Annotated in this window: 14 protein-coding genes; 11 read left to right on the top strand and 3 right to left on the bottom strand. The window is 62.8% G+C overall.

Going from position 1 to position 15,917, the window contains the following annotated elements; genetic code table 11:
• The first annotated feature begins 177 nt into the window (after positions 1–177).
• From phaC (CKW35_RS16390) to CKW35_RS16375, 4 genes are all read left to right on the top strand, one after another.
• A complete protein-coding gene (gene phaC / locus CKW35_RS16390; RefSeq protein WP_016489551.1) occupies positions 178–1,857 on the top strand; it encodes a class II poly(R)-hydroxyalkanoic acid synthase in 1,680 nt (559 codons plus the stop codon).
• Positions 1,858–1,919: 62 nt separating this feature from the next.
• Complete coding sequence (gene phaZ, locus CKW35_RS16385) at positions 1,920–2,771, top strand: poly(3-hydroxyalkanoate) depolymerase (RefSeq protein ID WP_016489552.1); 852 nt, start codon at positions 1,920–1,922, stop codon at positions 2,769–2,771.
• A 41-nt stretch (positions 2,772–2,812) separates the two neighbouring features.
• Entirely contained in the window at positions 2,813–4,495 is a 1,683-nt protein-coding gene (phaC, locus tag CKW35_RS16380) for a class II poly(R)-hydroxyalkanoic acid synthase (protein WP_016489553.1), read from the top strand.
• Between the two features lie 13 nt (positions 4,496–4,508).
• Positions 4,509–5,123 carry a TetR/AcrR family transcriptional regulator gene (locus CKW35_RS16375; protein ID WP_016489554.1) on the top strand — a complete coding sequence of 205 codons (615 nt, stop codon included), beginning with the start codon at positions 4,509–4,511 and terminating at the stop codon, positions 5,121–5,123.
• A gap of 121 nt (positions 5,124–5,244) precedes the next feature.
• Here the strand turns inward: CKW35_RS16375 and CKW35_RS16370 are convergent, their stop codons facing one another.
• Entirely contained in the window at positions 5,245–6,021 is a 777-nt protein-coding gene (locus CKW35_RS16370) for a phasin family protein (RefSeq protein ID WP_016489555.1), read from the bottom strand.
• Between the two features lie 10 nt (positions 6,022–6,031).
• A complete protein-coding gene (locus CKW35_RS16365; RefSeq protein ID WP_016489556.1) occupies positions 6,032–6,451 on the bottom strand; it encodes a phasin family protein in 420 nt (139 codons plus the stop codon).
• 182 nt (positions 6,452–6,633) lie between these two features.
• Here CKW35_RS16365 and CKW35_RS16360 point away from each other — a divergent pair, with 182 nt between their 5' ends.
• Positions 6,634–11,367 (top strand): DUF6543 domain-containing protein, encoded by a 4,734-nt coding sequence (locus CKW35_RS16360; protein WP_095116405.1) that lies wholly within the window; start codon positions 6,634–6,636, stop codon positions 11,365–11,367.
• Positions 11,368–11,403: 36 nt separating this feature from the next.
• Here CKW35_RS16360 and CKW35_RS16355 read toward each other — a convergent pair whose 3' ends face one another.
• Positions 11,404–11,679 carry a polyhydroxyalkanoic acid system family protein gene (locus tag CKW35_RS16355; RefSeq protein ID WP_016489558.1) on the bottom strand — a complete coding sequence of 92 codons (276 nt, stop codon included), beginning with the start codon at positions 11,677–11,679 and terminating at the stop codon, positions 11,404–11,406.
• A gap of 124 nt (positions 11,680–11,803) precedes the next feature.
• Here CKW35_RS16355 and ubiE point away from each other — a divergent pair, with 124 nt between their 5' ends.
• The 6 genes from ubiE (at position 11,804) to CKW35_RS16325 (ending at position 15,916) form a co-directional block, all read left to right on the top strand.
• Positions 11,804–12,574 (top strand): bifunctional demethylmenaquinone methyltransferase/2-methoxy-6-polyprenyl-1,4-benzoquinol methylase UbiE, encoded by a 771-nt coding sequence (gene ubiE / locus CKW35_RS16350; protein WP_016489559.1) that lies wholly within the window; start codon positions 11,804–11,806, stop codon positions 12,572–12,574.
• Positions 12,574–13,197: an SCP2 domain-containing protein gene (locus CKW35_RS16345; protein WP_016489560.1), complete on the top strand. Its 624-nt coding sequence runs from the start codon at positions 12,574–12,576 to the stop codon at positions 13,195–13,197. Before ubiE ends, CKW35_RS16345 begins: the two co-directional genes overlap by 1 nt.
• The gene (ubiB, locus tag CKW35_RS16340; protein ID WP_016489561.1) at positions 13,194–14,816 is read left to right on the top strand and encodes a ubiquinone biosynthesis regulatory protein kinase UbiB; all 1,623 of its coding nucleotides are present in this window, start codon (positions 13,194–13,196) and stop codon (positions 14,814–14,816) included. Before CKW35_RS16345 ends, ubiB begins: the two co-directional genes overlap by 4 nt.
• Positions 14,817–14,888: 72 nt before the next feature.
• A complete protein-coding gene (gene hisI, locus CKW35_RS16335; RefSeq protein ID WP_023049299.1) occupies positions 14,889–15,281 on the top strand; it encodes a phosphoribosyl-AMP cyclohydrolase in 393 nt (130 codons plus the stop codon).
• Position 15,282: 1 nt separating this feature from the next.
• The gene (locus CKW35_RS16330) at positions 15,283–15,618 is read left to right on the top strand and encodes a phosphoribosyl-ATP diphosphatase (RefSeq protein ID WP_016489563.1); all 336 of its coding nucleotides are present in this window, start codon (positions 15,283–15,285) and stop codon (positions 15,616–15,618) included.
• Positions 15,619–15,643: 25 nt separating this feature from the next.
• Complete coding sequence (locus CKW35_RS16325) at positions 15,644–15,916, top strand: twin-arginine translocase TatA/TatE family subunit (protein ID WP_016489564.1); 273 nt, start codon at positions 15,644–15,646, stop codon at positions 15,914–15,916.
• The last annotated feature ends 1 nt before the right edge of the window (position 15,917 follow it).

The raw sequence follows: 15,917 nt of genomic DNA, 5'->3' as shown, positions 1-15,917 counted from the left end.
CATGAAAGTCGGGTAACCAATGGGTGTGGCAAGTTCCCTGCATCACTTTGCAGGCAGTCAGAACCCCCGCAGCACCGCTGTTCCTTATCACTGGTCACCCGAGTAGCAGTACCGGGCTCAGGGCTGTGCCCCCGCCACAGCAACCGGTACTCGTCTCAGGACAACGGAGCGTCGTAGATGAGTAACAAGAACAACGATGAGCTGCAGCGGCAGGCCTCGGAAAACACCTTGGGGCTGAACCCGGTCATCGGCATTCGCCGCAAGGACCTGTTGAGCTCGGCACGCACCGTGCTGCGCCAGGCCGTGCGCCAACCGCTGCACAGCGCCAAGCATGTGGCCCACTTTGGCCTGGAACTGAAAAACGTGCTGCTGGGCAAGTCCAGCCTGGCCCCGGAAAGCGACGACCGCCGTTTCAACGACCCGGCCTGGAGCAACAACCCGCTGTACCGCCGCTACCTGCAAACCTATCTGGCCTGGCGCAACGAGTTGCAGGACTGGATCGGCAACAGCGACCTGCCACCCCAGGACATCAGCCGCGGCCAGTTCGTCATCAACCTGATGACCGAAGCCATGGCGCCGACCAATACCTTGTCCAACCCGGCAGCGGTCAAGCGCTTCTTCGAAACCGGCGGCAAGAGCCTGCTCGATGGCCTGTCCAACCTGGCCAAGGACATGGTCAACAATGGCGGCATGCCCAGCCAGGTGAACATGGACGCCTTTGAAGTGGGCAAGAACCTGGGCACCAGTGAAGGCGCGGTGGTGTACCGCAACGATGTGCTGGAGCTGATCCAGTACAGCCCCATCACCGAACAGGTGCATGCTCGCCCGCTGCTGGTGGTGCCACCGCAGATCAACAAGTTCTACGTGTTCGACCTGAGCCCGGAAAAGAGCCTGGCCCGCTACTGCCTGCGCTCGCAGCAGCAAACCTTCATCATCAGCTGGCGCAACCCGACCAAGGCCCAGCGGGAATGGGGCCTGTCCACCTACATTGATGCACTCAAGGAAGCCGTCGACGCCGTACTGGCGATTACCGGCAGCAAAGACTTGAACATGCTCGGCGCCTGCTCTGGCGGCATCACCTGTACTGCGCTGGTGGGCCACTACGCCGCCATTGGCGAAAACAAGGTCAATGCCCTGACCCTGCTGGTCAGCGTGCTGGACACCACCATGGACAACCAGGTCGCATTGTTCGTCGACGAACAAACCCTGGAAGCCGCCAAGCGCCACTCGTACCAGGCTGGCGTGCTGGAAGGCAGCGAAATGGCCAAGGTGTTCGCCTGGATGCGCCCCAACGACCTGATCTGGAACTACTGGGTCAACAACTACCTGCTCGGCAACGAGCCGCCGGTGTTCGACATCCTGTTCTGGAACAACGACACCACGCGTCTGCCGGCCGCCTTCCACGGCGATTTGATCGAGATGTTCAAAAGCAACCCTTTGATCCGCCCGAACGCACTGGAAGTGTGCGGCACCCCGATCGACCTGAAGAATGTGCACTGCGACATCTTCAGCGTTGCCGGCACCGCCGACCACATCACCCCGTGGCAATCGTGCTACCGCTCGGCGCACTTGTTCGGCGGCAAGATCGAGTTCGTGCTGTCCAACAGCGGCCACATACAGAGCATCCTCAACCCGCCGGGCAACCCCAAGGCACGCTTCATGACCGGGGCTGATCGCCCGGGTGACCCGGTGGCCTGGCAGGAAAACGCCACCAAGCACGCCGACTCCTGGTGGCTGCACTGGCAAAGCTGGCTGAGCGAGCGGGCCGGGGAGCTGAAAAAAGCGCCAACCCGCCTGGGCAACCGTGCCTATGCAGCTGGCGAAGCCGCCCCAGGCACCTACGTTCACGAGCGTTGAGTTGCATTGCCGTGGCAGCCATGAGCGCGCCACGGCACTTTTTTCACGAAAGAGTCGAACGCATGCCGGAACCCTATATCTTCAGGACCGTCGAGCTGGACGACCAGTCCATTCGCACCGCCGTCCGCCCAGGCAAGCCGCACCTGACCCCGTTGCTGATCTTCAACGGCATCGGCGCCAACCTGGAGCTGGTGTTCCCCTTCATCGAGGCGCTGGACCCGGACCTGGAGGTCATTGCCTTCGATGTACCCGGCGTGGGTGGATCATCCACACCGCGCCACCCTTATCGTTTTCCTGGCCTGGCCAAGCTCACAGCGCGCATGCTCGATTACCTGGACTACGGCCAAGTCAACGCCATCGGTGTGTCCTGGGGCGGCGCCCTGGCCCAGCAGTTCGCCCACGACTATCCGGAACGCTGCAAAAAACTGGTGCTGGCCGCCACTGCCGCCGGCGCGGTAATGGTGCCGGGCAAACCCAAGGTGTTGTGGATGATGGCCAGTCCACGGCGCTACGTGCAGCCCTCCCATGTGATCCGTATTGCACCGCTGATCTACGGCGGTGCCTTCCGCCGCGACCCGGACCTGGCCATGCATCATGCATCCAAGGTGCGCTCGGGCGGCAAGCTGGGCTACTACTGGCAATTATTCGCCGGCCTGGGCTGGACCAGCATCCACTGGCTGCACAAGATCCATCAGCCGACGCTGGTACTGGCCGGTGACGACGACCCGCTGATCCCGCTGGTCAACATGCGCCTGCTGGCCTGGCGGATTCCCAATGCCCAGCTACACATAATCGACGATGGCCACCTGTTCCTGATTACCCGGGCCGAGGCCGTCGCACCGATCATCATGAAGTTTCTCCAGGAAGAACGTCAGCGCGCGGTCATGCACCCGCGCCCCGCCTCTGGCGGTTGATTGTCGCTGCCCAAGCATCGGGAAGACGAGGGAGTGTTGCCATGACAGACAAACCGGCCAAAGGAACGAAACCGCTGCCCGCCACCAGCATGAACGTGCATAACGCCATGCTTGGCCTGCGTGGGCGCGACCTGGTGTCGACCCTGCGCAGGGTTGGCCGCCACGGCTTGACCAACCCGCTGCACACTGCGCGGCACCTGTTGGCGCTCGGCGGCCAACTGGGCCGCGTGATGCTGGGCGACACGCCCTATCAGCCCAACCCTCGCGACAGCCGCTTCAACGACCCTACCTGGAGCCAGAACCCGTTTTACCGCCGGGGCCTGCAGGCCTATCTGGCCTGGCAGAAGCAGACGCGCCAGTGGATCGACGAAAGCCACCTGGATGACGATGATCGGGCACGCGCCCACTTCCTGTTCGGCATGATCAACGACGCCCTGGCGCCGAGCAATTCGCTGCTCAACCCGCTGGCCGTCAAAGAGCTGCTGAACACCGGCGGGCAAAGCCTGGTGCGTGGCCTGGCCCACTTGCTGGACGACCTGCGTCACAATGACGGCCTGCCGCGCCAAGTGGACGAACGCGCTTTCGAGGTGGGTGGCAGCCTGGCGGCGACACCCGGTGCGGTGGTGTTTCGCAACGAGCTGCTGGAGCTGATCCAGTACAAGCCGATGAGTGAAAAACAGCACGCCAGGCCCCTGCTGGTGGTACCACCGCAAATCAACAAGTTCTATATCTTCGACATGCAGGCGCACAATAGCTTCGTCCAGTACATGCTCAAGAACGGCCTGCAGGTGTTCATGATCAGCTGGCGCAACCCCGACCCGCGCCACCGCGAATGGGGCTTGTCCTCGTACGTTCAGGCGTTGGAAGAAGCACTGAACGCCTGCCGCAGCATCAGCGGCAACCGCGACCCCAACCTGATGGGTGCCTGTGCCGGCGGCCTGACCATGGCTGCACTGCAGGGCCACCTGCAGGCCAGACATCAGCTGCGCAAGATCCGCAGCGCCACTTACCTGGTCAGCCTGCTCGACAGCAAGTTCGACAGCCCGGCCAGCCTGTTCGCCGACGAGCAGACCGTCGAGGCGGCCAAGCGCCGTTCCTATCAACGGGGTGTACTGGACGGCGGCGAGGTGGCGAGGATTTTCGCCTGGATGCGCCCCAACGACCTGATCTGGAACTACTGGGTCAACAACTACCTGCTTGGCAAAGCCCCACCCGCGTTCGACATCCTCTACTGGAACGCCGACAACACACGGCTGCCGGCGGCACTGCACGGCGACTTGCTGGACTTTTTCAAGCACAACCCGCTCACCCACCCGGCCGGCCTTGAAGTATGCGGCACGCCCATCGACCTCAAGCAGGTCGACCTGGACAGTTTTACCGTGGCCGGCAGCAACGATCACATCACCCCGTGGGACGCCGTGTATCGCTCTGCCCTGCTGCTCGGTGGCGACCGGCGTTTCGTGCTGGCCAACAGCGGGCACATTCAAAGCATCATCAACCCACCGGGCAACCCCAAGGCCTACTACCTGGAAAACCCCAAGCTTGCGAGCGATCCGCGCGCCTGGTTCTACGAGGCCAAACGCAGCGACGGCAGTTGGTGGCCGTTGTGGCTGGAATGGATCACTCCGCGCTCTGGTCCGCTCAAGGCTCCCCGTACCGAGCTGGGCAACAGCACCTACCCACCGCTCGGCCCGGCGCCAGGCACCTATGTCCTGACCCGATGAGCCCGACGACCGGATGAAGACCCGCGACCGTATCCTGGAATGCGCCCTGCAGCTGTTCAACCAGCAGGGCGAACCGAACGTATCCACCTTGGAGATTGCCAACGAACTGGGCATCAGCCCGGGCAACCTGTATTACCACTTCCACGGCAAGGAACCCTTGGTGCTGGGCCTGTTCGAGCGCTTCGAGGACGCGCTGATGCCCTTGCTTGACCCACCCCTGGAAGTGCGCCTGGACGCCGAGGACTACTGGCTGTTCCTGCACCTGATTGTCGAGCACATGTCGCAGTACCGCTTCCTGTTTCAGGACCTCTCCAACCTCACTGGCCGCCTACCAAAGCTGGCACGCGGCATGCGCAGCCTGATTAATGCCCTCAAGCGCACGTTGGCGGCGCTGTTGGCCAGCCTCAAGGGCCAGGGGCTGGTAGAGAGTGGTACGCAGGCGCTGGGGCAGCTGGTGGAGCAGATCACGATGACGCTGCTGTTCTCGCTGGATTACCAGCGTGTGCTGGGGCGCGAGGGGGATGTGGGGATCGTGGTGTACCAGGTGATGATGCTGGTGGCGCCGCATCTGCAGGCACAGGCGCGGGCGGCGGCGGAGCAGTTGGCTGTGCGCTACCTGGAGGGGTAGGCCTGCTGTTTCGGCGCTGGGGCCTTCGCGGGCATGCCCGCTCCCACAGGGCCTGCGCTGACCCGTTGATCGGCGCTGTCCCTGTGCGAGCGGGCAAGCCCGCGAAGAAGGCGATGCGGTATCAGATCAAGGTACCGGTGCCGTTTGGTGCCGACGGGGCGCTGCTGGCCGGGGCGGTGGCAGGTGTCGGTGCTGTGGTAGCGGCCGGGGCCGCGCTGGCCGCTGGGGCTGCCGGTTTCGCGGCTGCCGGCTTGGCCGGTGCTTTCTTCACCGCAGGTTTCTTCGCTACCGCTGGCTTGGCCGCCGCAGCCTTGGCGGCGGCAGGTTTGGCCGCCGGCTTGGCAGCAGGTTTGGCCGCTGCCGTTTTAGCTGCAGGTTTGGCTGCCGCGGTTTTCGCCGCAGGCTTGGCCGCTGCTGCCTTGGCCAGTGGCTTGGCCGCTGCCTTGCTCGCAGCCGGTTTGGCCGCCGCAGCGCGCGACGAAACCGGCGTAACCGAAGCACCGGTCAGTTTCTCGATCTGCTTGGTCAGGCTGTCCACCTGCTGGTGCAGGGCCTTGATCTCGTTGCGGCTTGGCACACCCAAACGCGATATGGCGCTGTTCAGGCGCTTGTCGAAGGCTTCTTCGAGCTCGCTCCATTTGCCCAGCGCACGGTCTTTCACACCAGACACACGCGAGGTGGTCGAAGCCTTGGCGGTGTCGGCCACATCTTCAGCGGTCTTCTTCGCCTGTTTCTCGGCCTTCTCGCCATCCTTCACCAGCGAGTCGAACAGCTTGGGGCCGTCCTGGTCGATCTTCGAATAGATACCCAGCCCCGCCAGCCAGATCTTGCGGGAGTACTTCTCGATCCCGCCGACCCAGGAGCTGCTTTCTTTATCGGAATTCTTCTTGCCAGCCATCCTGCTCTCCTTATGGTTTGTGCGCGACGCGCTCAAGCAGCTCGTGCAGCTGTTCAAGCTTCACCGACAACGCCTCAACGTCATGTTTAGACGGAATGCCGAGGCGATTCAAGGCGCGTCCTACCCGCGCGTCGAAAGCTTTTTCGATCTTGTCGAGTTGAATTTCGACCTTGCCGCGTACGCGGCTGACTTCTTCAGCGGCGTCGTCGATCTGGTGGTTGGCAGCATCGAGCTCTTTGTCGATGCGTTTCTTGCCACGTTTTTCAACACCTTCGCCGGCCTTGACCAGCTCGCTGAAATACTCGGAACCTTCCTGGCCGACGCGGGCATAAGCGCCGATACCTGCTAGCCAGATCTTGCGCGCGTAGCCGCGCACCTCACCCAGCGTGCCCTGGGCGTCTTCCTTTTTCTTCACAGTCACTTTGGCCATGCTCAGTGCCTCATGTTCATCAGTGGAGGAGGATGCGCCCATGAATGCTGGGCTGACGCCTAAGGTAGGGAACAAAATTAGAAACCACACCCTAAGAACACGCATCACGACCTATCTACCTCACCCGGTACCCATGCAGCTTCTACCGTTCGCGCTCATTGACTAACCGGAGCTCGAATCGCATGGCTGTTTCCTCCTCGACAACCACCTATCGGCAGCTGGTGGCCAGCCGCTTCACCAAACGCCCCACGCTACGTCAGCTGCTGGCTAGCGAAGGCTTCAGCGTGCTTGCCGATCGCTACCCGTGGATCGTTCGCAACTATCCGGACCTTGAAGGCCTCGAGCGTTTCACCGTGCTCAGGGCAGCACCTTCCGAGCCGCCAGTACAGCCACTGGTACCCCTGCTGCTCGAGCACTACCTGAACGGCCGCCCCATGGACCTGGGGGCGGCGGATCAGCTCAGCATCGCACCACCGCAACCCTTCTACCCCCAGGAGCAAGGTGCAAACCCTGCCACTCAGCCGCGAATCACGCTTGATATGGCAATGCTCAACCAGGATTTCGACACACTGCTGGCCGCTCTGGGCGATGCGTTCAAGCAGGCTCAAATCAGCTTCTGGGCCGGCACTGACGGCATTTCCGAGCGCTCCAACGTGCGCTGGCTGGCACACCTGCTGAAAGCTTCGCTGCTGAACGGGGTTGAACGCCAAGGGCTGGATGACACCGCCAAAGGCACGCTCTATCGCTTGCTGGAGAATGGGGCCGACACCCCCGCCGTCAGCGGCCTGCAGATATCGCTGGGCATGTCGGGCAACACCCAGTCGTTCACCCTGGCGGACCTTGTATTGTTCGGCCCCGATCAGGTGCTGTGGTGCAGCCCTGCGGGCAAAGTACGCCGCTACGTGGATGCAACCACCTTTGCCAGCGCCCTGCGCGACCAATTGGCGCAAGCCTATCGCTTCGAGGCGTTCAGCTGGGCACATCGCCCCTTGCTGGGCGACCCCTTCGAACACCAGGCCACCGCCATGCTCAACAGCATTCTTGAGCGCCTCGGCCGCCTGAGCCAGGCCTCGTTCAGCACTGTCGAGGAGCTGGAACAGACGCTCGACGCCGTTACAGATCCCGCCTCCGATATTTCCGGCCAGTGGCTGGTGAACGAAGCCCAACCAGACATCGCCCTGCCGGCCTGGCTGGCTTCGGCGGCCGCCAGTGACCGCCTGCTGTACAGCGACGCAGTGCTGCGGCTATGCGCTCGCCAGGCGCAGGCGGGCAGCAAAGGTTCGCTGGACGACATCGAACCCCTGGACACCTATGCCAGAAGGCGCCTTCGCGAGCGCATGCAGCTCGACCACCCCGACCAGGCGCCGCTCGACCCTGACCTGCTGCTGATAGAGATTTCCGTCGTGGTTCCTGTGTCTTCGACAGGGCCGGCCGTGCTGCGGCACCTCAAACGCATAACCCTGACCGAGATGGCCGTAGTGCGCCTGCACACCGACCTGAACGAAGTGGCATCTGGCCTGACCTATCAGGGGCGCCAGCCGGAGCAAGCCTGGATGACCCTTGATTACCTCCAGGCACTGGTCACCGAGGTGGACATCGGCGGCCAGTACCCGGTGCACGTGGCGGCCCAGTTGCAGGCATTCGAGCATGACCCCGAACAAGTCCAGCGCTTCGCCCGAGAATGGCGTGGCAATCTGGCGTTCACGGCCCTAAAGGCGAAAATTGACGGCCAGATTGGCGAGACCGCCTGCCTGGCTGTTGTCGAATTCTGCCTGGGCAAAGCGCTGCCAGCAGAACCGTTGACCTTCTCGCCACTGGTGCTGCAACCGTTCAAGGGTGCCCCTGAAGGCGACACTGTGCAGGGCATGTTTGTGCTGCACGTCCAGGCCAGCGCCAGCTATTTGCTTTACCGCCCGTTGTTTGCCGAACAACCCTTGGCAGAACATGCCAGCCTGGATGCACTGATGACTCAGATCCAGACCAATCCACAACTGCAACAGAACGTGCTCGACTGGGTAGATGACGAAAACCGGGCCGTCTATCAGAATGGCGGCTTCCTTCGGCCCCACCTGCATCCGCGCATGTCGAAACTGGCGCACTGGCTGGGCGGTGGCACAGCGTGGACAGATGCTGCGCTGGAGTCGCTGCGGACCCCGGTTACCGTGGTGCATGAGCCTTGGCAGGGCGATCTGGACATCAAGCTGCACGAGGCGAGAGTGCAGGCGCTATTGCTTCTTGCCTCGCGCCAGACGGTCTCGAACTCACTGCAGCGCTGGGCGCTGGCCTGGCAGCTTGGCTGGATGCTGTTCAACGCCACCACGCCACTGCTGCGAGGCCCGGCGGCGGCCGTGGCCTGGGTGGTGGCTGCAGTGGCAGCATTGAAGGACGATTTGTCTGCCCTCACTCAAGGCACACCCGAAGCGCAGGCCTTGGCAGTCACTGACCTGCTGGCCAATGTCGCCATGTTGTTGATTCATGACGTTGGCAGCGTCACACCTGAGCCCCCTTCGGCCCGGCTGCAAGGCCCTCTGCCACGGCTTGAAAGCCTGGAAGCCCGACCGTCAGCTGCTGCGGCCTGGCGGGAGGCACCGGACGAAGGCGCCTGGCAATCGCCGGTTCCGACCCAAACCCACGTCACGCTGTTGAGCTGGGGCGACAACCAACGCTTGGGCAACCTTCCAGCGCCAACCCGACAAGCGCTGGGTCAACTGCAGGCCAACATTTCCCTGCAGGGGCGCACGGTGCAGCGCCAAGGCAGGCTTCGAGGGCTGTATGCCATCGAAGACCGCTACTACGTGAAGTTGCACGAGGTCGCCTACGAGGTGCTGGAAAGCGAGACAGGCCTGCGGATCATCGGCCCGCCGCAAAACGTGGATGATTGGCAAGCCCGCTGGGGTGGCAACCCGGACGGCTACCATATCGTTGGCCGCCAACGCAGTTACGGCCCCTGGCTGACACGCCGGAACGATACCTGGGTACTGGACCTCGCCCTGGCAGGTGGCATGCCGAAAAGCCGGCAGCAGATCATTGCGCAAAACCAACAGCAGTTCGACAGTTTGAACCAAGCGGTGTCTGCCAATCACAATGCCCTGAAAAAGATCAAGCCGCTGCTGGATGCCAACCAGCAATTGATGACCGACTACGATGCCGAGGCGAACGCCTTCGGGAAGGCCCTGGCCAGGGCAGGTGGCCAGGCAGCCATGGACGAACACTTGCAGCAACAGAACCGGGACTTGGCTGCCCGGCGTCTCGAGCTTATGCCGCAGATTCGCACGATATCGCTGTGCCTGGAAAAACAAGCGTCACTGCTGCAGACCAATGCCTCCCTCCTGCGCCAGCTGATGGAGCCCAGGTTCGCCAGGCTCGACCCGCTAGGCACCGCCCGACGCAGCCTGGGTGTCCTTTCCGAAACGCAGGTCGAGAACGACATCCTCTTGCTTCGCCGTCTGCTGGAACAATCGGACCACCAGGGCCTTGAGCAAAAATCCGTCGGCCTGAAAAAAGTGCCTGTGACCGATGAGCAAAAACAGCGCCATGTTTCGTTTCGCCAGGCAGTGCGTGACACGCTGGACATCGTCAGCCGCCTGCGCACGGTCAGTGAGCGGCTTGACACCCTCTTGCCCCGAATGCTGGAGGACCCGCTGATCACGTTCCCGAACAAGGACAAGAAAGCCAAGGTCGAAGCGGCCATCGCGCTGCGGCCCTATTCAACACTGGTCATTCGTGCGCAGCAGCTGAGCGACATGGCGTACTTGTTGCTGGACAAGACGCGCCTGACCGAACAGGTGGCCATCGATCTTCTACCTGTGCAGCAATCACTGGACAGCAGGCAGTTCTCACAAACCGTCTGGACACATGATGGCATCGCGACTGCAAACCTGCCCCAGGAAGAGCAGGCAGCGTTGCTCGGCGACGCATTGCGCGAGTATGAGACCACGCTCGGCAAGGCCCAGTACCTACAATCCTTCGAGCATCCGGCCATCGACCAGACCATACTGCAAGCGTACATCGAGGAATTGTCGGTACTGGTGCACATCACAGAATCACAACTTGCCAGCGCCCTGGTCAACGTCGACAGCGGCGCAAGCCCCGCCCCCGCCCCAGTGATGTACCGTGTACATCCTCGCAAGAGCACGGTGATCAGGACGGCGCAAGGTCGCAGGTTGCTGGTTGACCGCGCGCAAGGCAGCAACCGGGCGGTTCAACATGACCCCGTCACTCAGCAACCTGCCAGCACCTTCGAGCAGCGCGACGGCGAGTGGTTCGAGCTGGCACCGGCGGAACCACCGGTGGCCCTCGACACCTCCGAACTGCGCCAGCGCGCCACCAGCCTGCTCGCCAGCCGTGACGAGCGAATCGCCAAGGCCGCACGCCATATCCACGAGCCGAATGCCCTGTCCAACCTCATGGACTGGCATATCGAAGACATGCTCGAGATCGCCGTCAAAATCAAGGGCATCAAGGACGATCCCCGGTTGGCCGCGTTAACTGGCGAACTGCGTGAAGCGGTAGCCTACGTGCGGGCGGAGAAACAACGGCTGCTTACCCAGTCCTACCTCACCACACATCACCCCGATGCCACCGCATTGCGCTACCTGCATGAACAACAGCGCCTGCAGATCACGCCAACCGTGGCAAGAAAACCGACGCGTCGCGCGGATGATTTTCTGGACGTGTATGAGATCAGAGACACGCATGCCCCCGCAGCGGTGCTTTGGGAGGCGCATTTTCATTACCGCAGCAAGCAGGCCAGCGCCCTCGACTTCGCCAAGGGTCACTTGAAGTTCTGGGAGCCCCGGAGCCTGGAGCGAGAGGAACAACTCAAGCAGGCCACAACCGCCGAGCGGATCAAGATCTACCGGGGCGATCTGAAGCGCGAAGATGTGGCAGACATCATACCGTTCCCTGCCGATTGATCGTGGGACGGGCCGACCTCGGTCGGCCCGTCAGGCTCAGACCAGCGCCTTGTCCAGCGCCCGCTCGATTTCACCCTTGATGGTGCCGCTCATCATCGACAGCATCATGCCCAGTTTCAGCTCCACACGGATGATATCTTCGCCAATGTGCACGCTGCCGTTGGCACCGCTGCGCGCCACATCGACCCGGTCACCGTTCCAGGTGGCCTTGAGGTCGTATTCGCGGCTGAGCTTGTCGACCAGCGCTTGCGCCTTGGCGCGGGCAGCATCGCGGCCGAGGGAGTGTTTGCGTTCAACGCTGATCTGGGTCATACGGGCATTCCTGAAGATGTAGACATAATTGGCATTATGCCCGCCCCTGCCCACTGGCACACCCCGCCAAGACAAATCCGCCCGTTCGCCCTAGAATGGCGGTAATTTTTTCCGGTGAAGCGATATGAACGACCAGCGCAAAGGCGACCACGCCGAACCCACCACCCACTTTGGTTACCAGGACGTACCTGAAAGCCAGAAGGCGAAAAAAGTCGCCGAAGTGTTCCACTCGGTGGCAGCCAAGTACGACCTGATGAACGATGTGCTTTCCGGCGGCATGCACCGCCTGTGGAAGCGCTTTACCATCGAGCTGTCGGGCGTGCGCAGCGGCAACCGGGTGCTGGACATCGCCGGCGGTACCGGTGACCTGGCTGCCAAGTTCTCGCGCCTGGTCGGCCCGACGGGTCAGGTGGTGCTGGCCGACATCAACGAGTCGATGCTCAAGGTTGGCCGTGACCGCCTGCTGGACCGTGGTGTAGCCGGCAACATCGAGTTCGTCCAGGCCGACGCCGAAAAACTGCCGTTCCCGGACAACCATTTCGACTGCGTGACCATCGCGTTCGGCCTGCGCAACGTCACCCACAAGGACGAAGCCATCCGTTCGATGCTGCGCGTGCTCAAGCCCGGTGGCCGCCTGCTGATCCTGGAATTCTCCAAACCGACCAGCAAGCTGATGTCCAAGGCCTACGACGCCTATTCGTTCGCCTTCATGCCGCTGGCGGGCAAGCTGATCACCAACGACGCCGAAAGCTACCGTTACCTCGCCGAATCGATCCGCATGCACCCGGACCAGGAAACCCTGAAGAGCATGATGGTCGAGGCCGGTTTCGACCGCGTCACCTACCACAACATGACCAGCGGCATCGTTGCCGTGCACCGGGGGATCAAACCCTGATGCTGCTGGCCGGGCTGCTCGCCAGCGTCGAACATGGCCTGAACCGCGTCCTGCGCATGGACAGCACGGCCCTGCCGCGGCTGGCCGCGCTGGAAGGCAAGGTCATCGAGATAGACTGCCGCCAACCGGCCCTGCAGGTCTTCATCCTGCCCGATGAAGACGGCCTGATGCTCGCCGCCCACTGGGAGGGCGAGGTCGACTGCAGCCTGCGCGCACCGGCCGGCAGCCTGGCGCAACTGGCCTTGGCCGGGGACAAGACCGCCGTGCTGCACAGCCCGCAGGTCGAACTGCATGGCGACAGCGCCGTGCTGCTTGACCTGTTCGGCGTGCTGCAGGACCTGGAACTGGACTGGGAGCACGAACTGCAACGCTGGCTCGGCCCGGTCGCCACGGCGCTGCTGGCAGGCCACATCCGCCTGCGTGCACGCTGGACCCGGCAGGGCCTGGCGCGCTTCAGCCAGAACCTTTCCGAGTACCTGGCCGAAGAGTCCCGCGCCCTGGTAGGCAAACGCGAAGCCGAAGCCGCCTTCAGCGAACTCGATGCCCTGAAGCTCGATACAGAACGCCTCGAGGCGCGCATCAAGCGCCTCTCCCGATCCCTTGATACCAGCGAAAACGCATGAAGCTGCTCGCCGTCCGCCGTCTTTTTCGCATCCAGCGTGTGGTGATTCGCTACCGTCTCGATGACCTGCTGTTCGATCAGCCATTGCTGCCCTGGTGGCTGGCCAGCCTGCGCCTGCTGATGCCGTGGCGCTGGCTGCCACGCAAGCCCACTGAGCTCAGCCGTGGCGCGCGCCTGCGCCTGGCGTTGCAGGACCTGGGCCCGATCTTCATCAAATTTGGCCAACTGCTGTCCACCCGCCGCGACCTGCTGCCCACCGATATCGCCGACGAGCTGATGTTGCTGCAGGACCGCGTGCCGCCGTTCGACCCGAAACAGGCCGTGGCACTGATTGAAGCGCAGCTGGGCGCGAAGGTTGGTGAGGTGTTCAGCCGCTTCGACGTCGAACCGCTGGCCTCGGCCTCGGTGGCCCAGGTGCACGCCGCACGCCTCAAGACGGGCGAAGAGGTGGTGGTCAAGGTCGTGCGCCCGGGCCTGAAGCCGGTGATCGCCCAGGACCTGGCCTGGCTGTTCCTGATTGCCAAGGCCGCCGAGCGCGCCTCGGCGGATGCCCGCCGCCTGCACCCGGTGGAAATCGTAGGCGACTACGAAAAAACCATTTACGACGAGCTCGACCTGCTGCGCGAGGCTGCCAACGCCAGCCAGCTGCGGCGCAACTTCGAAGGCTCCGAGCTGATGTACGTGCCCCAGGTCTACTGGGACCTGTGCCGCCCTAAAGTGCTGGTGATGGAGCGCATCTACGGCGTACCGGTGACCGACATGGCCACCCTGGCCGACCAGCGCACTGACATGAAGCTGCTGGCCGAGCGCGGGGTGGAGGTATTCTTCACCCAGGTTTTCCGCGACAGCTTCTTCCACGCCGACATGCACCCGGGCAACATCTTTGTCAGTACGGTCAAGCCGTGGAGCCCGCAGTACATCGCCATCGACTGCGGCATCGTCGGCAGCCTGACCGCCGAGGACCAGGATTACCTGGCGCGCAACCTGTTTGCCTTCTTCAAGCGTGACTACCGCCGCGTTGCCGAGTTGCACATCGACTCCGGCTGGGTGCCGGCGCATACCAAGGTCAACGAATTCGAAGCGGCGATCCGCACCGTGTGCGAACCAATCTTCGAAAAACCGTTAAAGGATATTTCCTTCGGCCAGGTGCTGATGCGCCTGTTCCAGACGGCGCGGCGCTTCAACATGGAAGTGCAGCCGCAACTGGTGCTGCTGCAAAAGACCCTGCTCAACATCGAGGGCCTGGGCCGCCAGCTGTACCCCGACCTGGACCTGTGGAGCACCGCCAAACCCTACCTCGAACGCTGGATGCGCGACCGCTACAGCCCCAAGGCCGTGCTCGGCAACATTCATGGGCAGGTGGAGCAGTTGCCGCACCTGACCAACATGGCCCGAGACCTGCTCGAACGCCTGTCGCAACCGCACCTGCACGATCCGCAAATGCCGGAACGCCGCCGCCAGGGTGATCGCTGGGCACTGCGCCTGCTGGGCGCCGGCCTGCTCGGTGGCGGCGCGGTGCTGGCCGCTGGCGCCGCCGAGGCCGCCAGCCTGGCCGCCCCTGCAGCCTGGCCGGCCTGGCTGATGCTGGCCGCAGGCCTTTACCTGATCGTGCGCCAATAGCCAGCCGCGCCTGCGGCTGGCACACTAGCGCAAAGGGCCCGATACAGGAGCGGGCCCGCTTTGGAGTCGACGATGAAAGACTGGCTGGACGAGATCAAGTGGAACAGCGACGGCCTGGTACCGGCAATCGCCCAGGACCACAAGACCGGACGCGTGCTGATGATGGCCTGGATGAACCGCGAATCGCTGGCGCTGACCGCCAGCGAACAGCGCGCCATCTACTGGTCGCGTTCGCGAGGCAAGCTGTGGCGCAAGGGCGAAGAGTCCGGGCACGTGCAGAAGCTGCATGAAATGCGCCTGGACTGCGACGCCGACGTGATCATCCTGATGGTCGAGCAACTGGGCCATATCGCTTGCCATACCGGTCGGGAAAGCTGCTTCTACCGCGTCCATGAAGACGGCCAGTGGAAAATCGTCGACCCGGTCCTCAAGGACCCGGATGCCATTTACAGCGCAGGACACTGACATGAGCGACACCCTCAACCGCCTGGCCGAAGTGCTTGAAGAACGCAAGCAAGCGGCGCCTGACAGCTCCTATGTGGCCAGCCTGTACCACAAAGGCCTGAACAAGATCCTCGAAAAGCTCGGCGAAGAGTCGGTCGAAACGATCATTGCCGCCAAGGATGCTGCCGTCAGCAAGGATTACAGCGATGTCATCTACGAAACCGCCGACCTGTGGTTTCATAGCCTGGTGATGCTCAGCGCGCTGGGCCAGCATCCACAAGCCGTGCTGGATGAGCTGGACCGCCGTTTCGGGCTGTCCGGGCACGATGAAAAGGCCGCTCGACAGCCTTCGGCTTGAGCACAACGCATTCTAGGAGAGCACCATGGGTATTTTTGACTGGAAACACTGGATCGTCCTGCTGGTTGTCGTGGTCCTGGTGTTCGGCACCAAGAAGCTGAAAAACTTCGGCAGTGACCTGGGCGAGTCGATCAAGGGCTTCCGCAAGGCCATGAACGAAGAAGAGACCAAGCCGGCCGAGCAAACGCCGCCGCCAGCCCAACCGGTGCCGCCGGTGCAAAACACTGCCCAGCCGCAACAAGGCCACACCATCGAAGGCCAGGCCCAACCGGTCCAAGAGCCGCAGCGGAAAGACTGAC

It is taken from the genome of Pseudomonas sp. Irchel 3F3, from assembly GCF_900187545.1.
GTDB classification, from domain to species: Bacteria; Pseudomonadota; Gammaproteobacteria; order Pseudomonadales; family Pseudomonadaceae; genus Aquipseudomonas; species Aquipseudomonas fortuita.
Note: the sequence above shows the minus strand (reverse complement) of the source record. Positions and strands in the feature narration are given on the sequence as shown.